Genomic DNA, 21,708 nt, shown 5'->3' with positions numbered 1-21,708 from the left:
CTGGGCGAGGTGCGGATCGGCGAACTAGCCCGGAAGACCGGGGTCAGTGCTCGCTCGCTGCGGTACTACGAGCAGCAGGGCCTGGTGCGGAGCACTCGGTCCGAGGGCGGGCAGCGGCACTACCTGGCGGCGGAGGTCGAACGAGTCGAGCTGATCCGCCGGTTGTTCGACGCGGGACTGAACAGCAAGGTGATCGCCCGGCTGCTGCCGTGTGTGCACAGCGACGACGCGGACGTCATCGAGGATGCTTTCGTCACGATGGTTTCCGAACGGGACCGGCTGACCGCCGGCATCGCCCGCCTCGCCGACGCCCGCGACGCTCTGGACGTGCTGATCGAAGGGAACACCCGGTACCGGCAGGGTGCGGGCAGGTCGTGCTAGATGCTGATGACCAGCTTGCCCGAGGCGTGCCGGGACTCGACGAGCGCCAGCGCTTCCTGCGCCCGGGCGAGCGGATAGGTCCCGGTGATGTGCGGATCGAGCCGCCCCCCGGCCATCAGCTCGGCGACCCGTTCCAGACCCGCCCTGTCGAGGCGCCGCTGGACGAACACTCCGCCGAGTTCGGTCACTGACGGATCCCCGACCGCGATGAGCTTCTTCGCCAACGGAGCCACCCTGCGCAGGGATTCTCCTCCGACCGTGTCGACCACGGCGTCGAAACGGCCTAGCTGGTCCGCGACGTTTCCCGCGGTGTAGTCGACGAAAGCCGCGCCGTGCTTTGCCGCGAGTTCCCGCTTGGCCGCGCTGCCCGTACCCGTCACGGCGAGCCCACGGTCCCGCGCGAGCTGTGCCACCGCGATGCCGACTCCGCCGCCGATCCCGTTCACCAGCAACGACGCGCCCTTCGGCAGGTCAAGCTGGTCGAGCACGTCCAGCGCGGTGGTGCCCGCGACGGGGATGGTCGCCGCCCAGGTCCACGGCAGCGTGTCGGGGATGCGGGCGGTGGACTCGCCGAGCAGCAGCGTCGTTTCCGCGTACGTGCCCGCACCGGTCAACGCGAACCCGGTGACCCGGTCGCCGACCTGGAGCCCCGTCACGTCTCCGCCCGCGGCGAGCACTGTTCCCGCCGCTTCCATCCCGATGACCTGGGGAAACGGCAGATGCCCGTTGAGGTCGGGAACGTGCCCGGACCGCAGCAGATGATCGAGCGGATTCACCCCCGCGGCCGCCACGCGGACGAGAACCTCAGCGGGGCCGGGCACCGGGCCGGGCCGGTCGAAGTACTCCTGGACGTCAGCCGCGCCGAACGCCCGGTATCCCAAGACGGTGCTCATTCGCTGATCCCTCCTGCTCGCCGGTCTGGTCGAAACCGACGCTATTCGTTGACACCGGTGTCAACTTCCAGCTGATGTGACCCGGCCGACACGGTTCGTGCGAAGCTGAACCGCGTCGGAGGGGGGACACCCAGGTGGACGAGCGGATCACGAACCAGGTCCTGGGCCCGGTCACGGGCGAGGTCGTGCAGGTGGGCCACGCCGGCTCGGTCGTCGTCCACTCGGCTCCGCCCGCCCGGTCCCGCTACCGGCAATGGGTGCGCCAGGTGGCGCCGGACCAGCTCATCGGCCGCGAAACCGAACTGGCCGAACTGGCCCGGTTCTGCACGGCCCCGGACGACGCGCCCGCGTATGTCTGGTGGCGCGCGGCTCCCTGGACCGGCAAGTCGGCCCTGCTGTCCTCGTTCGTGCTCTCGCCGCCCGACGGAGTGCGAGTGGTGTCGTTCTTCGTCACGGCCCGTTCGCTCGGCGACGACACACGTGAGGCGTTCGTGGACGTCGTCCAGGAGCAACTGGCCGAAGTCCTGGGCGCGGCAAAGGACACTGAGGCCCGAAACCTCAACGCGGTCTTCGCCGAAGCCGCCGCGCACTGCCGAAACCGCGGCGAGCGCTTGGTGCTGGTCGTCGACGGCCTGGACGAGGATCGCGGCGCCAGCTCCGGCGGGCACAGCATCGCCGCGCTGCTGCCGTTCCCCGAAAACGGTCTTCGAGTGATCGTCGCGAGCCGCCTCAACCCCGATGTCCCGCCGGATGTGCGCGGTGACCATCCTTTGCGGGCTCCCGGAATCGAGCGCTCTCTGGCGCCTTCGCCCGCAGCTGTCGCGGCGAAGGCCGACATGGAGCACGAGCTGGACGCACTGCTCCACGACCAAGAGGACCTGCTGGGTTTCCTCGTCGCGGCTCGCGGCGGGCTCAGCAGCGACGATCTGGCGCAGTTGACTCAGCGGCGGCCCCGTGCCGTCGAACGGGTCCTGAACAGTGTGGCGAGCCGTTCGTTCACCCGCCGCCCGGCGCATTGGCGTCCGCACGAGGCCCCGGCGGTTTTCCTGCTGGGCCACGAAAGTCTGCACCGCGAGGCCGCCGAAGCCCTCGGCGGCGAACTGTCCCGGTACCGCGCGGCGATCGGGGAATGGGCCGCCGGATACCGGTCGGCGGGCTGGCCGCCGGACACTCCCCAGTTCCTGCTGCGCGGCTACTTCCGGCTGGTCCAGGAAAGCGGCGACGTGACCGCTCTCGCCGACCTGGCCGGAGACCCGGCGAGGCACGAACGCCTGCTGGACGTCTCCGGCGGCGACCTGGCCGCGATGGGGGAGCTGGACACCGCCCGCGCGGCTCTGCTTGAGTCCGCCGAACCCGACCTGGTCCGGTTGATCACGCTCGACACCTACCGGGACAACTTCCGTGACCGCAACAAGATCACGCCGGTGCGGTTGCCCGCGGTGTGGGCCGCGCTGGGGCAGTTCGACCACGCCGTGGCGCTGGCGCAGTCCATGACCGATCCCGGTTCGCGCGCGCGAGCGCTGCTCGAGCTTTCCGGAGAGCTGGTCCGCGCCGGACAGCCGGATCGAGCCGGGCAACTGGCCGAGGACGAGCACGACCCGGAGCTACGCGACTGCCTGCTCGCGGAAACCGCGGTCGCCTTGGTGCACGGCGGGAAGCACGAAGCGGCCGAGCGGATCGCCGACCGGGTCAGCGCGGATCACCGCCGGCGGATCGCCGCCGTCGCCGAACCGGATTTCTCCCGGGCCGGGCAGCTGGCCAGGGAGATTTCCCGCGAAGGACTCCGGGACCGGACGCTCGGGGAACTCGCGGTGCTGGCTGCCGGCGATGTGAACGCGGCCGCGGAACTGGCCGGTGCGGTGACTCGCGACCTGCACCGGGACAAGACGTTCGCGGAGATAGCGCAGCGGCTCGTCCAGCGGGGCGAAGTCGAGCGGGCGCGCGCCTTCGCCCAGGAGCACGGCGCGTCCGGAGTGCTGTTCCGCCTCGACCTCACCGCCGAATTGGCGGCGTCGGCCGACCCCGCCGGAGCGCTCGGCGCGAGAGCCGGCGAGATTGACCGCGAGCACACCTTCGTGCCTGTCCTGATCGAATTCCTGGCCGCGAAGGGCAGGCTCGCGGACATTCCCGCGGTGCTCGACTCGATGACCAACCCTTTCGCCCGGCGCGAAGCGGTGAACCGGTTCGTTCAGGCGCTCGTGGCCGCGGGTCAGGCCGACCAGGCCTTCCTGTGGGCCGCCCGCTATCCCTCCGTGCACCGGTCGGCCCGCGAACTGCAAGGCGACGCGGATCAATTCGTGTTCCTGGCGGACGCTCTGCTGGCAGTGGGGGATCGCACCCGCGCGCGCCAGGCGGCGGAGCGGGCGGAGGCGATGACCCGCCGCCCGGCGGATGATCCGCGTGCGGCGGCGGCGATCGGGGCGCTGAGCAAAACCGTTGTCGCGGCGGGCGATGTCCGCCGGGCTGAGCTGCTCGCCCCGCTGGTGCGCTCGGAACGGCAGGGGCTGACCGAGATCAAGTCGCTGGCGTGCCTTCTTGCCGAAAGGGGAGATCCGCGGATCGCCGGGAAATTGATCCGCGGCGTCGAATTCTGGTCGTCGATGCGAGAACCCGTGGCCCTGCTCGCCCGCAGGCTCCGGGCCGAGGGCGACCACGCCGGGCTGGCCCGGCTCGCGGAGTACGTCCGGAGCCGGGTGAAGCAGCCGCTCCCGGACCGGCAGTTCGCCTGGCACGACCGGCGCTCGGCCATCGTGATGCTGGCCGCCGTGGGCGAACCCGCCGAGATCGTCGAGCTGGTGGCCGCCTTCCCGGACGAGGAGAACCTCGGCTTGGCGATCGAGGACGCGATGGCGGACCTGGGAGCACGAGGGGAGGCCGCCGCGGCCGTCGAGCTGTGCGGTTACCTGGACGAGCGCGACGTGACGCACGCCCGGCGGGTCCTGGTCCGGGGCCTGGCCGCGGCCGGGCATCTCGACCAGGCCGAGGCTGTGCTCGAAACCGTCGAAGCCGATCGGGAACGGGAACGGGTCACCCTCGCGTTCCTCCCGGAACTGGCCAAGCACGACCTGCCCCGCGCGCTCGCCCGGACCCGGCTCGTCGAATCCGCCGAGGACCGCGCCCGTCTCCTGGTCGAGATCTCCGCCGCCGCCCCGCCGGACGAACGTCGCCGCCTTCTCGCCGAAGCGGTCGGCCTGGACCACTGGTCGGTCATCGTCCCAGCCCTTGAAACAGACGAACTCGCAGGTCTGCTCGACGTAGCCGACCGATTCGGGGCCCTCTACCGCCAGGACTCCCCGGAGGCGTGACCCTCGCCGCCCACCGGCCCGGGCAAACCCGGCAGACCCTATCCTGAGACGCGTGAACTGGACAGTCGACGTTCCCGTAGACACTCTTCCCGAGCTGCCGCCGTTGCCTCCTGAGCTGCGGGACCGCCTCGACACCGCCTTGTCGCTGCCCGCCGCGCAGCAGCCGGAGTGGCCGGACGCCGCGCTGGCCAAGCGGGTGCGGGGCGTGCTGGAGAGCGTGCCGCCGATCACCGTGCCCGCCGAGATCGACCGGTTGAAGAGCCGGCTCGCCATGGTGGCCCGCGGGGAGGCGTTCCTGCTGCAGGGCGGGGACTGCGCGGAGACGTTCGAGTCCAACACCGAACCGCACATCCGGGCAAATCTGCGCACGCTGCTGCAGATGGCCGTCGTGCTCACCTACGGGGCCAGCCTGCCGGTGGTGAAGGTCGGCCGGATCGCGGGCCAGTACGCGAAGCCGCGCTCGTCCGGCACCGACGCGCTCGGGCTTCCCGTCTACCGCGGCGACATCATCAACTCGCTCGTCGCCAAGCCGGAGCTGCGGGTGCCGGACCCGGGCCGGATGATCCGCGCCTACGCGAACGCGGGCGCGGCGATGAACCTGGTCCGCGCGCTCACCGGGGCCGGCATGGCCGACCTGCACCAGGTGCACGACTGGAACAAGGACTTCGTGTCCTCGTCGCCGGCGGGGGAGCGGTACGAGGCGCTCGCCGCCGAGATCGACCGCGGCCTGCGGTTCATGAACGCCTGCGGCGTCACCGACACCTCGCTGCAGTACACCGAGATCTTCGCCAGCCACGAGGCGCTGCTGCTGGACTACGAGCGCGCGATGCTGCGGCTGGACCAGGCCGACGCGGCGAACCCGAAGCTGTACAACCTGTCCTCGCACTTCCTCTGGATCGGCGAGCGCACCCGGCAGCTCGACGGCGCGCACATCGCGTTCGCCGAACTGCTGTCCAACCCGATCGGGCTCAAGATCGGCCCGACGACCACGCCCGAGCAGGCCCTGGAGTACGTCGAGCGGCTCGACCCGCGCGGCGAGCCGGGCAGGCTCACGCTGATCTCCCGGATGGGCAACGGCAAGGTCCGCGAGGTGCTGCCGGCGATCGTCGAGAAGGTCGAATCGTCTGGGCACAAGGTCATCTGGCAGTGCGACCCGATGCACGGCAACACGCACGAGTCGTCCACCGGCTACAAGACCCGGCACTTCGACCGCATCGTCGACGAGGTCCAGGGCTTCTTCGAGGTGCACCACAAGCTCGGCACCTACCCCGGCGGCATCCACGTCGAGCTGACCGGCGAGGACGTCACCGAATGCCTCGGCGGGGCACAGGAAATCTCCGACGTCGACCTCTCCGGCCGCTACGAGACCGCCTGCGACCCCCGGCTCAACACCCAGCAGTCGCTGGAGCTGGCCTTCCTCGTGGCGGAGATGCTGCGCGGCTGAGACCGGCTCGTGAGTGTCTGTCCCGGTTCTCACCGGCATCGACACTCACGAGCAGTCCAGCAGCTCCGCCGCCGATTTGGCCACCGCGTCGCGCAGCGACCCGAGATCCGCCACCGCGCCCGCGTTCGCCTGCAGTCCGATGTGGACACTGTCGAGACAAGGCGCGACCGCGATGCCCACCGCCTGGCGCGGGGCCAGCGGCACGAACGGGTACACCTGCGTCAACGGCGCACCGTCGAGCGCGTGCCGGGCGCGCGGCACCGGAACGGTCGTCACCACCAGATCGAACAACAGCGGCGCGGCCAGTCCGGCGGTCCGCGTCCCCAGCCGGTGCAGTGCCGCGGGCATCCGGTCGGCCAGCAGCGGAAACGCCCCGGGACCGCGAGAAGGACCAGCGGCTTTGTTGCGGGTCATCGCGGCGCGCACTTCGGTCAGCCGCCGCACCGGATCGTCCATTCCGACCGGCAGATCGCACAAATAGCCGGAAAGCTTGTTCCCGCCCGCTTGCTCGGCAGTCCGCCCGCGCACACTCACGGGAATCAGCGCGCGCAGCGACCGTCCCGTCGCGCGAATGCCGCGATTGACGAGCCATTCGCGCAATGCGCCGGAAAGCACCGCGAGCACCACGTCGTTCGTGGTCCCGCCGTGCGTTCGCCGGATCCGGCGAAGATCGGCCGACGCCAGCCGGGCGAAACCGAGGCGCCGTTCGGCGGTGGCGGGTGCGGCCAGCGGCAGGCATGGCGGACGCGCCGCCCGGACCACCGACGACGCGATTCCCGCTGTCTCCACCGTATCCCGCACCACGCTCATCGGCGAACGCGGCTGCGGAATCGGCGGTGCGGGCTCCGGGATCGGCAATCCGTCCAGGAGCCCTGCCGTCACGGCGTACGCGCCCGCTCCGTCCGTGAGCGCGTGGTGGAGTTTGAGCAGGACCGCGAAGCTTCCGTCCGGAAAACCTGTGACCACAGTGAGTTCCCACAACGGACGGTGCGGGTCGAGAGGTTCGGCGATCCACCTCGCCGCGAACTCCGGCAGCGGGTCCGGGTCGTACAGCGTGGTCAGCCGGTGGTGGCGAAGGTGTTTCACTGCCCGGAAATCCGGGTCGTCCACCCAGGTCGCGGAGCCGGGCGGGAACAGCCCGGCGCGGATTTTCCGGCGCAGCGGCGGAATATTCGCCGCCCGCCGCGCGAGCAGCGCGGTCAGCCGGTCCGGATCGACCGGCCGCTCCGGCGCGAAAACCAGGGCCGCGCCCATCTGCATCGGCGCGGTTTCCCTGGAGAGGCAAAGAAAAGCGACATCGAGCGAGCTGAGCGGGGCAGGCGTCATGGTCCACCTTCCAACGTCCGGCGTCGGGTGCGCATGCCGAGGGCGAAGGTCACGACACTACTCGGGTATGACCGGCGGACGGCCGTGATGTTTCCAGGACGCTAATTCCCCGGAATTTCACTCGCCCGGGGCACGACGCGGCTGCCGCTGCGGCAGACCCGGCCCGGCGGCGTCGTTCGCCTCGGCGGCGATCTGGCGCATCGCGACGCCGTTGCCCGGCCGCTTCGGCAGCCCCGGCCACAGCTCGCTGGCTTCGAGCGCGGCGGCGCGCAGCCGTCCGCCGTCGAGTTTGGTGTGCGTTTCGGCGATCTCGCGGTCGAGCCACTGCACGATCACCTTCAGCGGACCGGCGCTGGGCAGCGGCCACACGAACACCGGATGCTCGTAGCGGAACTCCGACCCGCTGCCTTCCTCGACGCGCAGCACCGGTTCGTGCGGTTCGCCCGCACTCGGCACCGAAACGGTTTCGGAACTGGCCCGGCCGCCGTCCGGGAACAGCACGCCGACCAGCAGCGCGTGGTAGTCCGGGATGCGCCGGTGGCCGATCAGCGGCGCGCCGTCCATGCGGTCGCGCGAATACACCGCGATCCGCAGCGTCATCGCCTCCGGCCACACCTCGACCGCGCGCAGCGCCACGATGGTGCGCTCGGACCGGCCCAGCGGCGTCGCCCAGGGCACCAGCGCGGGCACGATGTGGTCGGCGGGCGGGCCGGTCCACGGACGGCCCTCGTAGCCGAACAGCTCCTGTTCCCGGACCGGGAACAGGGGTCGCTCGCGAGGGCCGTCCGTGAAGAAGCTCATCAGTCCTCGCGAGGGGCGAGGCCGCCGTCGGAATCGGACTGCTTGGGGCCCATGGCGTCCATCAGCTGGCGGGCGAGGCCGAGGCCCGTGCCGCCGAGGGAGAGCGCCTTGGTGAACATGTCCGACATCCCGTCCGCGCCGTTCAGGACCACCATGTGGTCGACGTTGCTGAAAGCCTGCGCACCGGCTTCGACGATCTCCGGCCAGCGCTCGGCCAGCTGTTGTGCTACCACAGCCTCCTGGTTCTCCGCCAGTGCGGCCGCGCGCGCCTTGATCGCCTCGGCCTCGGCGAGCCCCTTCGCTTTCGCCGCTTCGGCTTCGGCCAGACCCTTGGCTTTCGCCGCGTCAGCGTCCGCGAGGCCCTTCGCCTTGGCGGCCGCCGCTTCGGCCTCGCCGGTGGACTTCGTCGCGCTCGCGCTGGCTTCCGCCCGAGCCTTCGTGGCCTGCGCTTCGGCGTCCGCCGCGGTCTTGACCCGGGTCGCGTCCGCGCCCGCCCGCAGTTCGGTTTCCTTGGCCTGTGCCTGCGCACGGGCGATCTGCGCGTCGCGTTCCGCGTCGGCCGTGGTGCGCGTTTCGTAGGCCTTCGCGTCGGCCGGTTTGCGGACCTGCGACTGCAGCCGCTGTTCGGACAGCGCCGCTTCCAGCTCCGCGGCCTTGGTCTCCTGGACCACGACCTCCTGGCGCGCGGTCGCCTCGGCCAGCGGACCGGACTGGCTCGCCTTCGCCTTGGCCTGGTCCACCTCGGCCTGGTAGCCGGCCTGCTGGATCTGGCTTTCCCGGATCGCGCCCGCCTTGCGCGCGGCGGCGACCTGCTCGGCCTCGGTGGCCTCCTGGTCGCGCTGCGCCTCGGCGATCCGCGCGGAGGCGGCGATCGCGGCCGCGTGCGGTTTGCCGAGGTTGACGATGTAGCCGGACTCGTCGTCGATCTCCTGGATCTGCAGCGAGTCCACGATCAGCCCGAGCTTGATCATCTCGGTGGCCGAGGACTGGCGCACCTCGCCGGTCAGCGCGTCGCGGTTGTGGATCATCTCCTCGATGGTCAGCCCGCCCACGATCGAGCGCAGATGGCCGGAGAACAGCTCGTGGATGGTGTCGTTCATGCCCTTCTGCTGGTCGAGGAACCGGCGGGCGGCGTTCGCGATCGAGGCGAAATCGTCGCCGACCTTGTAGATCACGACCGCGCGCACGGTGACCGGCAGCCCCTGCTTGGTCACGCAGGAAACCTGGAGGTTGACCCCCCGGGTGTCCAGCGACAACCTGCGCGCGGTCTGGAAGCCCGGCAGCACGTTCACGCCGCGGCCGGTGACGATCTTGAACCCGAGGCTGTCGGCGGTCTCGGTGCGCTCGACCCGGACGCCCCAGCCGGAGATGATGAGCGCCTCGTTCGGCTCCGCCACTTTGTAGAGGATCCGCAGCAGCCCGAACAGAAGGATCACGGCAACGACCGCGATCACCACGATGATCCAGATTTCCATAGCCCCTCGCAGCAGTATTCAGATGGCAGGACACCACTGCGACGCGGTCAAGCGCGCAGCGGTTGCCACCTTTCCACGTAGACCGTGCGCGGAGGCTCGAAATCGACGACCAGAACGGGGGTCCCCACGGCGAAACTCGTCTCCGGGTCGGCGGGATAGGCGTAGAAGGCCTCGGTGCCGCCGCGGACGCTGAGCAGCACCTCGCCGATCAGTCCGGGCCCGACGGTGCCGGTGACCCGGCCGCGGCTGCCGATCATCCGCCGAACCCCCGGATCTTGACCTTGGTGCCCTTGGGCACGAACGAGCCGGGGGCCGGGTCCTGCTGCAGGACGAAGTCGAAGCCGCCGTGCCCGTGGCCGTCGCCGCCCTTGCGGTCGACCTCGAGCCCGGCCTGCTTGAGCGCGTCCGCGGCCTGGTCGAACGTGCGGTACCGGACGTCCGGGACCTGCACCGCGTTCGAGACGTAGACCTTGACCTTCTTGCTCCCCGGCGAGTTCGCCGGCGGGTCGGTGCGGGTGACCGCCCCCGCGGGCACGCTCTGCGAGAACTCCTCGCCGCCGTCCTGCGGATCGAACCCGGACTGCTTGAGCATCTGGAAGGCCTCGTCCTTGGACCGTCCGGTGACGTCCGGGACCGGCGGAAGCGGCTCGGGGCCCTGGGACAGCACCAGCGTGACCTGGCCGCCCACCTCGACGGGGGTGCCCGCGCCCGGGCTCACGCTCACGACGGTGCCCTTGGGCGCGGTGTCGCTGTACTCCGGAGTGCCCTGGACGACGGTGAGCTTCTGCTCCTGGATCGCCTTCGTCGCCGTGTCGAGCGCGGTGCCGACCTGGATGTCCGGCACCTTCGGCTTGCCCTTCGACACCACCACGGACACGGTGGCGTCCTGGTCGAGCGTGGTGCCCGGGGCCGGATCCACCTTGATGACCTTGTTGGCGTCGACCGTGTTGTCGAACTCCTGGCTGTAGCGCGGGTTCAGCTTCGCCGCGCGCAGCTGGTCGCCCGCCTCGGCCTGGGTCAGCCCGGCGAGCTTCGGCACCGTCGTGGTCGTGACCTTGGAATCGCCGAGGATGAACGCGAACGCGCCGATCAGCCCGCCGAGCACCAGCACCCCGGCGATCGCCAGCGCGATCAGCTTGCGCTTGTCCCGCGGCTTCCGCGGCTCGTCCGGCGCGGCGGCGGGCCCGGCGTGCGGGGGTACGGGCGGGGGCGGCGCGGCGGGCACGGCGCGGGTCATGGCGCGCGTGCCGCGAGGCCCGGAGACCGGCATGGTCTGCTGGACGGCCGGGATGTTCGGGAGGGTGCGTTCGACGTCCGACACCCGGTCGCCGTCCGGCGGCGGGGGCACCGGCACCGCGACCGCCTGCAGCCCCAGCTCGGCGCGCGCGGCTTGCACCTGTGTCAGGAACTCGCTTCCGTCGGCTGGGCGCCGCTCCGGATCGCGGCGGGTGGCGCGCAGGATCAGGTCGTCGAGCGCAGGCGGCAGGTCCGGCCGCAGCTCGCTCGGGCGGGGGACGTCGTCGTTCACATGCCGGTAGGCGACCGAGATCGCGGTGTCGCCGGTGTAGGGCAGCCGGCCGGTGAGCATCTCGTACAGCAGGATGCCCGCCGAATAGACGTCGCTGCGGGCCGTGGTGTCGCCGGTGGCGACCTGTTCGGGGGCCAGGTAGCCGACGGTGCCGAGGATGACGCTCGAACTGGTGGTGCCCGCGCTGGCCACCGCGCGGACCAGGCCGAAGTCGCCGACCTTGACCACGCCGCCTGCCAGCTGCCCGCTGCGGCCGATGAGCACGTTCTCGGGCTTGACGTCGCGGTGCACCAGCCCGGCGGCGTGCGCGGCGGCCAGCGCGGCCAGCACCGGCTCCGCGACGCTCAGCGCGAGCGAGACGTCCAGCTGGCCCTGCTCGTCCAGCAGGTCGCGCAGCGTGCCGCCGTTGACCAGCTCCATCACCAGGAAGGCGAGGCCGGTGTCCTGGCCGGCCGGGGTGTCGAAGCCCTGGTCGTGCACGGCGACCACGTTCGGGTGATGCAGCTGGGCGGCCGAACGCGCTTCGCGCACGAACCGGTCGACGAACGACCGGTCGTCGGCGAACCGCGGATCCATGATCTTGATCGCCACCGCCCGGTCGAGGCGGGTGTCGAGGCCCCGGTAGACAGCCGACATCCCGCCCCTGGCCAGCAGCTGGTCAACGCGGTACCGGCGTTCGAGCAGGGTGCCGACGAGGCTGGGCTGGGTGCGCGTCACGGTGGGCAATCGTACGGAAGCCCGCGCGCGCCGGGGCGGGTCACCCGTGCGTAGCAGTGGTCCGGACGGGCGAATGTGGCACAGTGTCACGTGTGAGTGGGATTCCTGTCGCCGACGACATCCTCGACGCCGCGATCGCGGTCAAGCCGTTGCCGGAGGTGGCGGCCGCATTGGGCGTGTCGGCCAACAAGGTGCGCCAGATGCTGCGGGACGGCGAGCTGATCGCTGTCCGGCGCAAGGGCGAACTCTGCGTGCCCGGCGATTTCTTCGTGAAGGACGGCATCGTCAAGGGGCTGGGCGGCACCATCACCGTGCTCGCCGACTCCGGGTTCAGCCGCACCGAGATGCTGCGCTGGCTCTTCACCGCCGACGACACGCTCCCGGGCAGCACGCCGATCAACGCGCTGCGCACCAGCCACGGCACCGAGGTCAAGCGGCGCGCGCAGGCGATGGCGTTCTAGCTCCTTCCCGCACCGCGGACACCGTCCCGAAACCGGCGGCGACGGCCTCTGCACCGGCATCCCGGGCTACGCCGGTCCGACCGGAACCCGGACTGGCTGCTTTCTGCCCGTCCACCACGGATGCGCGACCGCCGCGACCACCTGCATCCCCGCCGCCGCGGCCAATCCGGCGGCGGGGGAGCAGGCGGCCAGCGGTCCGGCCACCGCGTTCCCCAGCGCTATTCCGGCGATCTTGACACTCGCGGCGGTGGTGAACACCTGGGCCCGCATCTCCGGCGGCGCTTCCCGATGCCGAACCGCGAACAACGACGCCAGTTGCGGCCCTTCGCCAACCCCGGTGAGCGCCACCGCAACCACCAGCAGCACCGCATTCGGCGCCACTGCTGCCCCCGCGAGCCCGATCCCGATAGCGATGGTGCTCAGTTGCACCGCACGGTCCGGCGAATACGACCGTCGCGAAAGGACCGCGTTGGCCAGCAGCGACGTGACTGACAACCCGGCGAGCAACAACGTCCCGTACCCCGCGCTGCCGAGCCGCTGCGCGCCGACCAGCGGATAGCAGACGAACGCCATCCCGATCCCGACGCACGACAACGTCGAGGTCGCGGTCGACTGGCGCAGCGCGGGATTGCGCACGAGAACCGTTGCCGCGGCCAAGAATCGCGGCCGCTGCTTTTCGGCACTCCTGGGAAGCCGCCACGCGAACGGCACCGCGACCAGCGTCAACACGCCCGCGAGGACCACCGCTGCCGGAGCCCCCGCAGTCGTGGCGAGCACTCCGGCCAGTCCCGGCCCGACGAGCGCTGCCGCGGTGAAGGTCATCGCGTCAAGCGTGCTCGCCTTGCCGAGCTTCTCCGCCGGTACGAGCGCGGGCACCTGTGCTGTCCACCCGCCGCCGATCGCTGGCGCCAGCAACCCCGTCACCACCGCAATTCCCACCACCAGCGCAAACGGCACCGCACCGAAAAGCGCGGTGATCGCCGTCAGCCCCGCCGCGTACCCGGCCAGCCCGCCCGCGAGGATCCGGCCAGGCCCGCGCGACCGGTCCAGAACCGCGCCCAGCAACGGCCCGCCCATCGCGGCAGCGATCGTGAGCCCGGCCAGCAAGGTCGATCCCGCGACGGCCCCCGAAGCACCCACGCCCAGCAACAACACCGCCGGACCGGACAGCTCGTCCCCCGTGCGCGCGGCAGTGGCCCCGGTGAGATACGCCGCGAACCTGTAACGGCTTGTCACTGTCGAGATGTTACAGTGGTTCATGCCTGGAACGCAGCCGGATTTCGCGGGCCGCTCCGCCCGCGACGCGGTCCGCCGTGCCGTAGCGCTGCTCGACGTGCTGCTGGCGGAGGACCCTTCGCCGGATTCAGTAGCCGCAGTGTTGGTCGAATACGGAGAACCGCGGCCCCAGCTCTCCGCGCGCGAGGTGGCCGAGCTGCGCGCCGCCGCGCTGGAACTGCGGGAGGTCTTCGCCGCACCAGACGCAGCTTCGGCCGCCGAGGTGCTGAACGCGCTGTTCGCCGCCTACGCCGGGCCCCCGCGCTTGACCGCGCACGACGACAACTTCGGCTGGCACCTGCATGTCGACGCCGCCGACGACGGCCCGTGGGGTGCCTGGCTGATCACGTCCTCCGCACTGGCCTTGGCCACCCTGCTGGCCGACCGCCAAACCGTCCCGGGCGGCCTGTGCGCCTCGCCGTCGTGCGGGAAACCCTTCGCCCACCTAGGCGGCGGAAGCCCGCGCCGGTACTGCTCTTCCCGTTGTGCCACAAGGGAACGCGTCGCCGCCCACCGTGCCCGGCTAACCTGACGCTCATTTCGTCCGAACCAACCCGCTAGGCGTCGTCGCTACCACTGCGGTTACAGGCCACCCCGAAGCGGCCCTGGTGAGCTTCGCCGTCACCCTGGACGGCTCGCTGCTGTTCAACGCCCACCTCACTTCTCGAAAGGTGGCCAACCTTCGCGCCAACCCGCGCACCGCCGTGGTGATCGGCTGCACTGACACGATCTCTGTCCAGGTCGAAGGCGAGGCAGTCGTCGAATCCGGCGCTGCCCGCCGCGACGCGGGCCAGGTGTACCTGGAGCAGTTCCCGGGTTCCCGTGCTCTCGGCGAGGACTTCGCCCTCATCCGCCTGACCCCGGATTGGCTGCGCTCCTACGACGCCAGCGTCGAACCGGCCCTAGTCAGCGAGGGCGTCCCGGCCTGGCGCTGAGCGCACGCTGCACCAGCGCAGGCACCGCGACCGCGACCCGCCGCCCCTTGCCCACCACCGCGCGCCGGTTCAGCACGGCGTAGTCCATCGCCTCGATCTCGTCCAAAATGCCTTCGTACAGCGTGATCGCCGTCCGCACGCACGGCCGGGATTCCGGCCGCAGCAACGGAATCCCCGCCTCCGCCCGCCGATAAACCGCACGCGTCCGCGAAACCGCCACTGCGAGCGCCGCCCGCACCCGCGGATCAGAACGGTCTTGGCGACGCGCGTCGGCCAACCTCTCGCGGTCCACCCCGAACGCCGCCAGTTCCTCGGTAGGCAGATACAACCGCCCGCGATCGAGATCCTCGCCGACATCCCGCAGGAAATTGGTCAGCTGAAACGCTTCCCCCAACGCCGCCGCACTCGGCGCGGCTTCCTCCACCGGCACGACAGTCCCGAACACCGGCAGCATCTGCAGCCCGATCACACAAGCCGAACCGTAGATGTACTCGCCGAGGTCGGCGTAAGTCGAGTACTCCGTAACGGTCAGGTCCATCCGCATGGAATGCAGGAACGCGTCCACGAGAGCACGGCGGATGCCGTAGCGGTGCACGGTATCCGCGAGCGCGGCCAGCACGGGATCGGCCGGGACGCTCCCGTCGTAAACCTCGTCGACCAGCCCGCCGACCTTGTCCAGCGCGACCGCCGGATCGGTACCGGGCTCGGGGTTGTCGACCAGCTCGTCGGCCATCCGCGCGAAGCCGTACAGCGCGTGCGCGGCTGGCCGGGCCCGCGCCGGAAGCAACCGCGTGGCCAGGAAGAACGTGCGGCCGTGGTGGGCGTTGATGCGGCGGCACTCCGTGTAGGCGGCGCGCAGCGCGGGCTCGGCGATACCGGCCGCGTCGAGCTCGCTCACCGGCCGGTGATCCGTTCCGCGGCGAGCCGCCCGGAGATCAGGACCGGCGGGATACCGACGCCCGGAGTCGTCCCGCATCCGGCGAGCACCACGTTTTCCGCCGCTCGCACCAGGTTCGCGGGCCGGAACGGGCCGGTCTGCGGGAAGGTGTGCGCGAGCGAGAACGGCGTCCCGGCGGCCAGCCCGCGCGCCGCCCAGTCGGCCGGAGTCAGCTGTTCGTCCACAAGGTAGGTTTCGCGGAACCCGGTGAGCCCGCGCGAATCCAGCGTACGCAACAGTTCTTCGCGATAAGCCGGTCCGAGGCGCGCCCAATTGATCGGGCCGGTGTTCAAGTTCGGAGCCGGGGCGAGCACCGAAATGATCTCGCCGCCGTCGCCTGCGAGCGTCGGCTCTGTCGCGGTCGGGCGCGTGACCAGCAGCGACGGGTCGCTCATCAGCTTGCCCTCGCGGACGATCTCGGCGAAGGTGCGTTCCCACGCTTGCCCGAAGAAGATCGTGTGGTGGTCCAGTTCCGGCCACGAACGGTCCGCGTGCCCGTGCAACACGAACGCCGACGGCGAGTACTTCAACGGCAGCACACGTCGCGGCCGCGCGCCAATCAGCCGGTACGCCGCCGAAAGCTCTGTCGCGAGCACCACGGCGTCACACTCAATCCGCTCGCCGGAGCGCGTGCGTACAGCGCGTACGCGGGACGACACTCGCTCAAGCCACGCAGCTTCCGTGCCGAACCGCAGTTCGGCACCAGCGCGCGTCGCAGCATCGGACATCGCGCGGGCGATCGCGCCCATGCCGCCGCGCGGGTAGTACACGCCGCCGACAGTGTCCATGTACGCGATGACGCCGTATGCGCCGAGTGCACGCGTCGGATCGAGACCCGCGTACAACGCCTGGAAGGAGAAGAGCCGTCGTACGCGCTCGTCGCGCAAGAAGCTGGAGACGCGCGGCCCTAACCGGCCGAAGCCGCCCAACGCCGCGAGCTTCACGAGTTCCGGCCGGACGAGATCCAGCGGCGAATCGAAGTTCGCCCCGATGAAGCGGTCCTTCTGCGCCGCGTACAGGTCAGTGAGCCACCGGCGCAGCCGCCGGTAACCGTCCGCCTCCGCCGGACCGGCGAACGACCGGATCTCGGCCTCCATCGCCTCGCCGTCGGTGTGCACGGCGAGCGTGCTGCCGTCGGCGAAACGAGCCCGGTACGCCGGATCGAGCCTGGTCAGCGGCACTGTGCCGGCCAGCGATTCGCCGACCGCGTGCAGTGCTTCGTCCACCAGTTCCGGCATGGTGAGCACGCTGGCCCCGGTGTCGACCGCGTTCGCGCCGAAGTCCTGCTGACCGGCTCGTCCGCCGGGCATCTTCTGCTGCTCCAGCAGCGTCACCCGCCGTCCCGCGCCGAGCAGGTGCAGCGTCGCGGAGAGCCCGGCCAGTCCGGCGCCGACGACCACGACGTGGTCGGCGGGCCCGTTCACCGTCCGCATCAGAACTTCCGCTGGGTAGCCAGCCGGATCAGCTCGGCGAGCGCCGACGGAGCGGGCTCGGCCAAGTGCGCGCGGTCGAGCGCGGCGTTCGCGGAGGCGGTCAGTTCGTCGATCTGACGCTCCACCGCGGCGACCGCGCCGACCGAGGTGAGCGCCTCGCGGACCCGGTCCACGGTGCCGCTGGCCAGGTCGGCGGCCCCGATCGCGTCGGCGATCGCTTTGGCCGCGGCGTGGTCGCCCTTCTCCGCGGCGAGCCGCAGGCCGAGCGCCACGAGCAGAGTGCGCTTGCCTTCGCGCAGGTCGTCGCCGGCGGGCTTGCCGGTCACCGACGGGTCGCCGAACACGCCGAGCAGGTCGTCGCGCAGCTGGAACGCCACGCCGACGTCGCCGCCGAACTCCAGCAGGGTGGCGATCAGCCGCTCGTCCGCCCCGGCGAGCGCGGCGCCGAGGTGCAGCGGCCGCTGGACGGTGTACGCGGCGGTCTTGAGCCGGTCGATCCGCAGCGCGGCCTCGGGCGAAGCGTCGCCGACCGCCTGCGTGCGGACGTCGAGGTACTGCCCGGCGAGCACCTCGGTGCGCATCGCGCGCCAGGCCGGCCGAGCCGCCGCGATCGTCTCCGCGGGCAGCGGGGCCTCGGCGAACATGTCGTCGGCCCAGGCCAGCGCCAGGTCGCCCACCAGCACCGCGCTGGCCAGCCCGAACACCGACGGCGAACCGAGCCAGCCGCGGCTGGCGTGCAGTTTCTCGGCGGCCACGTGCACGGTCGGCCTGCCGCGGCGCGAGTCGGAGGAATCGATGAGGTCGTCGTGGATCAGCGCGCACGCCTGGATCAGCTCCAGGCTCGCCACCGCGCGCAGCGCGCCCTCGGCGAGCGGACCGGACGCCGCGCCGCCCGCGCCGCGCCAGCCCCACCAGGCGAACGTCGGCCGGAGCCGCTTGCCGCCGCCCAGCACGAATCCGGACAGCGCCTCGATCCCGGCCGCGACGCTCGGCTCGGTGCGCAGGATCTCGCTCCCCGCCCGGCCGAGGAAATCGGCCAGCGCACGCTCCACGTGCGCGGGGAGGTCGGCGTCGAATCCGGGCGCGTCCATGTCCTCATCCTCCGGGACGAGCGCGGCCGGGGTCACGCCGGGCGCCCCCGGATGTGGCGCACCAGACGCGTTCAGCCGCTCCGGAACGCGTCCGGGCGCCCGCTCGCCGCGAAGTATTCCGCCGCCTCGGCCGGTCCGCGCGGGCGGTAGCCGGGTTCGAGGCAGCCCGCGTACCAGTCCTTCGCGAGATGCCACAGCGCGTCGAGCCCGAGCAGTTCGCCCGGACTGTCCACACAGGACTCGGCGCAGTACAGCCGCTGCTTCCCCCGCTCGCCCGCGAGCTGCTCGGGCGAGGCCGGGAAGTACGCGACCTGCGCGCCGGCCGGCGGCCGGTCCCGCCGCACGACCAGCGCGGACGGCTCGCCGCAGCCGGGACAGCGCGTCGCCACCAGCACCTCGGGCTCGCCGGAGACGAGGTGCGGGATCGCGAACGAATCCCAGGCGCACCCGCCCCACCACATGGTGTGCTCGCCCATCACCGCGAACCCGAGCGGGACCGCCGCGAACGGCGCGGCCAGCGCCACGTGCTCGCATTCGTCCAGCCACAGCCATCTCGGGTCGGCCATCCGGTGCAGGGCCTGTTTCGCCACCGCGAGCGACCCGCGCGCGGCGTCCGCCAGTTCGGGCGCGGTGGGCGGGCGGCCGCGGGAGGAGAACGCGCGGTAGACCGCCACGCGCACGTCTTCGTCCCAGGCCAGGTCGTCTTCACTGCTCATGGCTCGCCTCCCCGGAGGGTTCGCCCCCGACGGTACGCGCGTGGCCAAGCCCACCCGTCAGCTCTGCCGCGCGTCGAGGCGAGCCACTACCATTTCCCTTCATGACGTCGGTGATCGAAAGGCTGCGGGGGGACGGGCCCGCGTTCTCCGTGGAGTTCTTCCCGCCCCGCGACGAGGCCGACGAGGCCGTCCTGTGGAAGGCCATCCGCGAGCTGGAGCCGCTGGACCCGGCGTACATGTCGATCACCTACGGCGCGGGCGGTTCGAGCCGCGACGGCACCATCCGCAGCATCGCCCGCGTCGCCACCGAAACCACGCTCTGCCCGATGGCCCACCTGACGGCGGTCGACCATTCGGTGTCCGAACTGCGGAACGTGATCGGCTGGTACGCGGCGGTCGGCGTGCGCAACATCCTCGCGCTGCGCGGCGACCCGCCCGGCGACGTCTACGGCGACTGGGTGCCGCACCCCGAAGGCCTCACTTACGCCGAGGAACTGGTCGAGCTGGTCCGCTCGCTCGGCGACTTCTGCGTCGGCGTCTCGGCCTTCCCGTACGGCCACCCGCGTTCGGCGGACCTGGAATCGGACACGAAGCACCTGGTCCGCAAGTTCCGCGCGGGGGCAGATTTCGCGATCGCGCAGCTGTTTTTCGAGGCAGAGGACTTCCTGCGGCTGCGCGACCGGGTCGCCGCCGCGGGCTGCGACGCGCTCGTGCTGCCCGGCATCATGCCGCTGACCACCCTGCGCACGCTGCACACCACGATCAAGCTCTCCGGCGCTCCCGCGTCGCAGCGCCTGCTGGACCGGCTCGAACCGTTCTCCGGCGACCCCAGGGCGTTCCGCGCGGCCGGGATCGACTGGGTCACCGAACTGTGCGAGAAACTGATCGCCGAAGGCGTGCCCGACCTGCACTTCTACACTTTCAACCGGTCCAAGGCGACGCGCGAGGTGGTCACCCGGCTCGGACTGGTGCCCGCCCGCGCGTAACTCCGTGGGCCCGGGGCGCCTGCGGCCGGTAGCGTGCCGGACATGGCTTCCACCGAACAGAGCGTTCCGGAGATCTGCGACCGGTACGTCGACGATTACGTGGCCGTGGACCCGGTCGCGGCCACCATGCTCGGCGTCGCGGGCTACGACGACCAGCTGACCGACTATTCGCCCGCGGGCCACGACGCCCGCGCGGACCTGGCGCGGCGCGCGCTGGCCGCGGTGACCGCCGCGGAACCGGCGGACGCGGGGGAGCGGGTCGCGAAGGCGGTGTTCAGCGAGCGGATCGGTCTTGAGCTGGAGATCCACGACGCGGGCCTCGACGCGGCCTCGCTCAACGTGATCGAGAGCCCGGTGCAGGGCCTGCGCATGGTCTTCGACCTGATGCCGACCGACACCCCGGACGACTGGGCGAACGTCGCGGCCCGGCTGCCGAAGGTGCCCGCGGCGCTGGCCGGGGTCCGCGCGTCGCTGCTGGCCTCGGCCGACCAGGGGCGGGTTTCCGCGCTGCGGCAGGTCTCGAAGGTCGCCGAGCAGTGCGAGACGTGGGCCGGGCTCAAGGACGGCCCCGGTTTCTTCGCCGGCATGGTCGCCGGCGCGGGCGTGGAATCGCTGAAGTCCGACCTGGCCGCGGGCGCGCGGGCCGCGGACGAGGCGTTCGCGGAATTCGCCGGATTCCTGCGCGCCGAACTGGCTCCGAAGGCCCCGGTGAAGGACGCCGTCGGCGAGGACACCTACCGGCTGTGGTCGCGCTACTTCATCGGCGCTGAGCTGGACCTGCGCGAGGCATACGAGTGGGGCTGGCACGAATTTTCGCGGCTGGAAACGGAAATGCGCGCGGTCGCGAACCGCATCAAGCCCGGCTCGACGCCCGCGGAGGCCGCGGCGGTGCTCGACGCCGACCCGCGCTACCGCATCCAGGGCCGCCCGCAGTTCGAGGCGTGGATGCAGCAGCTGTCCGACGACGCGTTGAAGTCGTTGCGCGGCAAGCACTTCGATATCCCGGACCGGCTGATGGCGCTGGAGTGCAAGATCGCCCCGCCCGGCGGCGGCGTCGGCGCGTACTACACCGGGCCGAGCGAGGACTTCAGCCGTCCCGGCCGGATGTGGTGGTCGCTTCCCGCGGACCGCAACGAGTTCACGACGTGGCGCGAGGTTTCGACGGTCTACCACGAGGGCGTCCCGGGCCACCACCTGCAGATCGCGACGGCGGTCAACCAGGCCGAGACCCTCACGAAGTACCAGCGGCTGATGACGTTCATCTCGGCGCACGGCGAAGGCTGGGCGCTGTACGCGGAACGCCTGATGGAGGAGCTGGGTTATCTGTCGGATGACGGCAACCTGCTCGGCATGCTGTCCGAACAGCTGTTCCGCGCCGCCCGCGTCGTGGTCGACCTCGGCATGCACCTGGAACTGGACATCCCGGCGGGCACCGGATTCCACGAGGGTTCGCGCTGGACGCCGGACCTGGGCCTGGAGTTCATGCTGACCCGCACGATCACCGACCAGGCGCACATCCGCGACGAGATCGACCGCTACCTCGGCTGGCCGGGCCAGGCCCCCTCGTACAAACTGGGCGAACGCCTGTGGCTGGCGGCGCGCGACGACGCCCGCGCGCGGCAGGGTTCGGCGTTCGACATCAAGCAGTTCCACACGAAGGCCCTGCGGATGGGCGGCATGGGACTGGACACCCTGCGCGAGCAGCTGGCGCAACTGGACTGAGACGGTTTTCCCGGGCCAGCGGTTTTTCGCTGGCCCGGGAGTCTCGCCGCTCATGCTGACCGCACAGCCCATCACCGCGGTCCGGCTGGACTTGTTGCCGCTTTCCGTCTCACCCGCCGAAGAAATGGCCGCCGTGCTGTCCGATCCGGCTCTGCACACCTGCATCGGCGGCGCTCCGGACTCGCTGCCCTCCCCTCCGTTCGCGTTACCAGCGAATGACCGCGGGCTCGCCCGATCCGGCGGTTTCCTGGCTGAACTGGGTGATCCAGCCGCGCGATTGCG

Annotated in this window: 18 protein-coding genes and 1 pseudogene; 8 read left to right on the top strand and 11 right to left on the bottom strand. The window is 71.3% G+C overall.

Annotated features, from left to right (window positions below):
* The first annotated feature begins 9 nt into the window (after positions 1 to 9).
* Complete coding sequence (locus tag BM362_RS34380; RefSeq protein ID WP_093576008.1) at positions 10 to 381, top strand: MerR family transcriptional regulator; 372 nt, start codon at positions 10 to 12, stop codon at positions 379 to 381.
* On the opposite strand, the gene BM362_RS34375 is transcribed toward BM362_RS34380, so the two are convergent.
* A complete protein-coding gene (locus BM362_RS34375; RefSeq protein WP_093576007.1) occupies positions 378 to 1,274 on the bottom strand; it encodes an NADP-dependent oxidoreductase in 897 nt (298 codons plus the stop codon). The genes BM362_RS34380 and BM362_RS34375 overlap by 4 nt on opposite strands.
* 134 nt (positions 1,275 to 1,408) lie before the next feature.
* Here BM362_RS34375 and BM362_RS34370 point away from each other — a divergent pair, with 134 nt between their 5' ends.
* Together BM362_RS34370 and BM362_RS34365 are read left to right on the top strand one after the other, a co-directional pair.
* Positions 1,409 to 4,579, top strand: a complete 3,171-nt coding sequence (locus BM362_RS34370) for an ATP-binding protein (protein WP_093576006.1) — start codon at positions 1,409 to 1,411, stop codon at positions 4,577 to 4,579.
* A 52-nt stretch (positions 4,580 to 4,631) separates the two neighbouring features.
* On the top strand, positions 4,632 to 6,023 hold the full coding sequence (locus BM362_RS34365; RefSeq protein WP_093576005.1) for a class II 3-deoxy-7-phosphoheptulonate synthase: 1,392 nt from the start codon (positions 4,632 to 4,634) through the stop codon (positions 6,021 to 6,023).
* A gap of 45 nt (positions 6,024 to 6,068) precedes the next feature.
* Here BM362_RS34365 and BM362_RS34360 read toward each other — a convergent pair whose 3' ends face one another.
* From BM362_RS34360 to pknB, 5 genes are all read right to left on the bottom strand, one after another.
* The gene (locus BM362_RS34360) at positions 6,069 to 7,349 is read right to left on the bottom strand and encodes a wax ester/triacylglycerol synthase domain-containing protein (RefSeq protein WP_093576004.1); all 1,281 of its coding nucleotides are present in this window, start codon (positions 7,347 to 7,349) and stop codon (positions 6,069 to 6,071) included.
* 117 nt (positions 7,350 to 7,466) lie between these two features.
* Positions 7,467 to 8,150 carry a hypothetical protein gene (locus BM362_RS34355; RefSeq protein ID WP_067577799.1) on the bottom strand — a complete coding sequence of 228 codons (684 nt, stop codon included), beginning with the start codon at positions 8,148 to 8,150 and terminating at the stop codon, positions 7,467 to 7,469.
* Positions 8,150 to 9,625, bottom strand: coding sequence for an SPFH domain-containing protein (locus tag BM362_RS34350; RefSeq protein WP_067577797.1), 1,476 nt, complete (start codon positions 9,623 to 9,625; stop codon positions 8,150 to 8,152). The genes BM362_RS34355 and BM362_RS34350 overlap by 1 nt, the downstream gene beginning before the upstream one ends.
* A 47-nt stretch (positions 9,626 to 9,672) precedes the next feature.
* Positions 9,673 to 9,882, bottom strand: coding sequence for a hypothetical protein (locus BM362_RS34345; RefSeq protein ID WP_067577795.1), 210 nt, complete (start codon positions 9,880 to 9,882; stop codon positions 9,673 to 9,675).
* Positions 9,879 to 11,870, bottom strand: coding sequence for a Stk1 family PASTA domain-containing Ser/Thr kinase (gene pknB, locus BM362_RS34340; protein ID WP_093576003.1), 1,992 nt, complete (start codon positions 11,868 to 11,870; stop codon positions 9,879 to 9,881). Before pknB ends, BM362_RS34345 begins: the two co-directional genes overlap by 4 nt.
* Positions 11,871 to 11,962: 92 nt before the next feature.
* Between pknB and BM362_RS34335 the strand changes: the two genes are divergently transcribed.
* Entirely contained in the window at positions 11,963 to 12,331 is a 369-nt protein-coding gene (locus BM362_RS34335) for an Rv2175c family DNA-binding protein (protein ID WP_067577793.1), read from the top strand.
* Positions 12,332 to 12,397: 66 nt separating this feature from the next.
* Here BM362_RS34335 and BM362_RS34330 read toward each other — a convergent pair whose 3' ends face one another.
* Positions 12,398 to 13,567, bottom strand: coding sequence for an MFS transporter (locus tag BM362_RS34330; RefSeq protein WP_244287376.1), 1,170 nt, complete (start codon positions 13,565 to 13,567; stop codon positions 12,398 to 12,400).
* Positions 13,568 to 13,589: 22 nt separating this feature from the next.
* Here BM362_RS34330 and BM362_RS34325 point away from each other — a divergent pair, with 22 nt between their 5' ends.
* Both BM362_RS34325 and BM362_RS34320 read left to right on the top strand, forming a co-directional pair.
* A complete protein-coding gene (locus BM362_RS34325; protein ID WP_093576001.1) occupies positions 13,590 to 14,138 on the top strand; it encodes a CGNR zinc finger domain-containing protein in 549 nt (182 codons plus the stop codon).
* A gap of 19 nt (positions 14,139 to 14,157) precedes the next feature.
* Positions 14,158 to 14,541: pseudogene (locus tag BM362_RS34320) on the top strand (pyridoxamine 5'-phosphate oxidase family protein); the annotation flags it as partial.
* Here BM362_RS34320 and BM362_RS34315 read toward each other — a convergent pair.
* The 4 genes from BM362_RS34315 to merB all read right to left on the bottom strand — a co-directional run bounded on the left by BM362_RS34315 (position 14,513) and on the right by merB (position 18,718).
* The gene (locus tag BM362_RS34315) at positions 14,513 to 15,439 is read right to left on the bottom strand and encodes a phytoene/squalene synthase family protein (protein WP_093576000.1); all 927 of its coding nucleotides are present in this window, start codon (positions 15,437 to 15,439) and stop codon (positions 14,513 to 14,515) included. The pseudogene BM362_RS34320 and the gene BM362_RS34315 sit on opposite strands and share 29 nt — an antisense overlap.
* On the bottom strand, positions 15,436 to 16,911 hold the full coding sequence (crtI, locus tag BM362_RS34310) for a phytoene desaturase family protein (protein WP_093575999.1): 1,476 nt from the start codon (positions 16,909 to 16,911) through the stop codon (positions 15,436 to 15,438). Before crtI ends, BM362_RS34315 begins: the two co-directional genes overlap by 4 nt.
* On the bottom strand, positions 16,911 to 18,002 hold the full coding sequence (locus tag BM362_RS34305; RefSeq protein ID WP_067577784.1) for a polyprenyl synthetase family protein: 1,092 nt from the start codon (positions 18,000 to 18,002) through the stop codon (positions 16,911 to 16,913). The genes crtI and BM362_RS34305 overlap by 1 nt, the downstream gene beginning before the upstream one ends.
* Positions 18,003 to 18,073: 71 nt before the next feature.
* Positions 18,074 to 18,718, bottom strand: coding sequence for an organomercurial lyase (gene merB / locus BM362_RS34300; protein WP_067577783.1), 645 nt, complete (start codon positions 18,716 to 18,718; stop codon positions 18,074 to 18,076).
* Positions 18,719 to 18,819: 101 nt separating this feature from the next.
* Between merB and BM362_RS34295 the strand changes: the two genes are divergently transcribed.
* Positions 18,820 to 19,704 carry a methylenetetrahydrofolate reductase gene (locus BM362_RS34295; RefSeq protein WP_067577781.1) on the top strand — a complete coding sequence of 295 codons (885 nt, stop codon included), beginning with the start codon at positions 18,820 to 18,822 and terminating at the stop codon, positions 19,702 to 19,704.
* Positions 19,705 to 19,746: 42 nt separating this feature from the next.
* Positions 19,747 to 21,426, top strand: coding sequence for a DUF885 domain-containing protein (locus tag BM362_RS34290; protein WP_067577779.1), 1,680 nt, complete (start codon positions 19,747 to 19,749; stop codon positions 21,424 to 21,426).
* Positions 21,427 to 21,708 lie beyond the last annotated feature (282 nt).

The sequence above is a fragment of the Amycolatopsis rubida genome (genome assembly GCF_900115345.1).
Taxonomy (GTDB): Bacteria; Actinomycetota; Actinomycetes; order Mycobacteriales; family Pseudonocardiaceae; genus Amycolatopsis; species Amycolatopsis rubida.
This window is presented reverse-complemented; position numbering and strand designations above follow the sequence as displayed.

What these genes read in the sequence shown, in the direction of transcription:
- BM362_RS34325 (WP_093576001.1), top strand. Translation starts at nt 13,590, where the DNA reads ATGCCTGGAACGCAGCCGGATTTCGCGGGCCGCTCCGCCCGCGACGCG.
- BM362_RS34350 (WP_067577797.1), bottom strand. Translation starts at nt 9,625, where the DNA reads ATGGAAATCTGGATCATCGTGGTGATCGCGGTCGTTGCCGTGATCCTT.
- BM362_RS34305 (WP_067577784.1), bottom strand. Translation starts at nt 18,002, where the DNA reads ATGGACGCGCCCGGATTCGACGCCGACCTCCCCGCGCACGTGGAGCGT.
- crtI (WP_093575999.1), bottom strand. Translation starts at nt 16,911, where the DNA reads ATGCGGACGGTGAACGGGCCCGCCGACCACGTCGTGGTCGTCGGCGCC.
- BM362_RS34360 (WP_093576004.1), bottom strand. Translation starts at nt 7,349, where the DNA reads ATGACGCCTGCCCCGCTCAGCTCGCTCGATGTCGCTTTTCTTTGCCTC.
- merB (WP_067577783.1), bottom strand. Translation starts at nt 18,718, where the DNA reads ATGAGCAGTGAAGACGACCTGGCCTGGGACGAAGACGTGCGCGTGGCG.
- BM362_RS34290 (WP_067577779.1), top strand. Translation starts at nt 19,747, where the DNA reads ATGGCTTCCACCGAACAGAGCGTTCCGGAGATCTGCGACCGGTACGTC.
- BM362_RS34345 (WP_067577795.1), bottom strand. Translation starts at nt 9,882, where the DNA reads ATGATCGGCAGCCGCGGCCGGGTCACCGGCACCGTCGGGCCCGGACTG.
- BM362_RS34295 (WP_067577781.1), top strand. Translation starts at nt 18,820, where the DNA reads ATGACGTCGGTGATCGAAAGGCTGCGGGGGGACGGGCCCGCGTTCTCC.
- BM362_RS34375 (WP_093576007.1), bottom strand. Translation starts at nt 1,274, where the DNA reads ATGAGCACCGTCTTGGGATACCGGGCGTTCGGCGCGGCTGACGTCCAG.
- BM362_RS34355 (WP_067577799.1), bottom strand. Translation starts at nt 8,150, where the DNA reads ATGAGCTTCTTCACGGACGGCCCTCGCGAGCGACCCCTGTTCCCGGTC.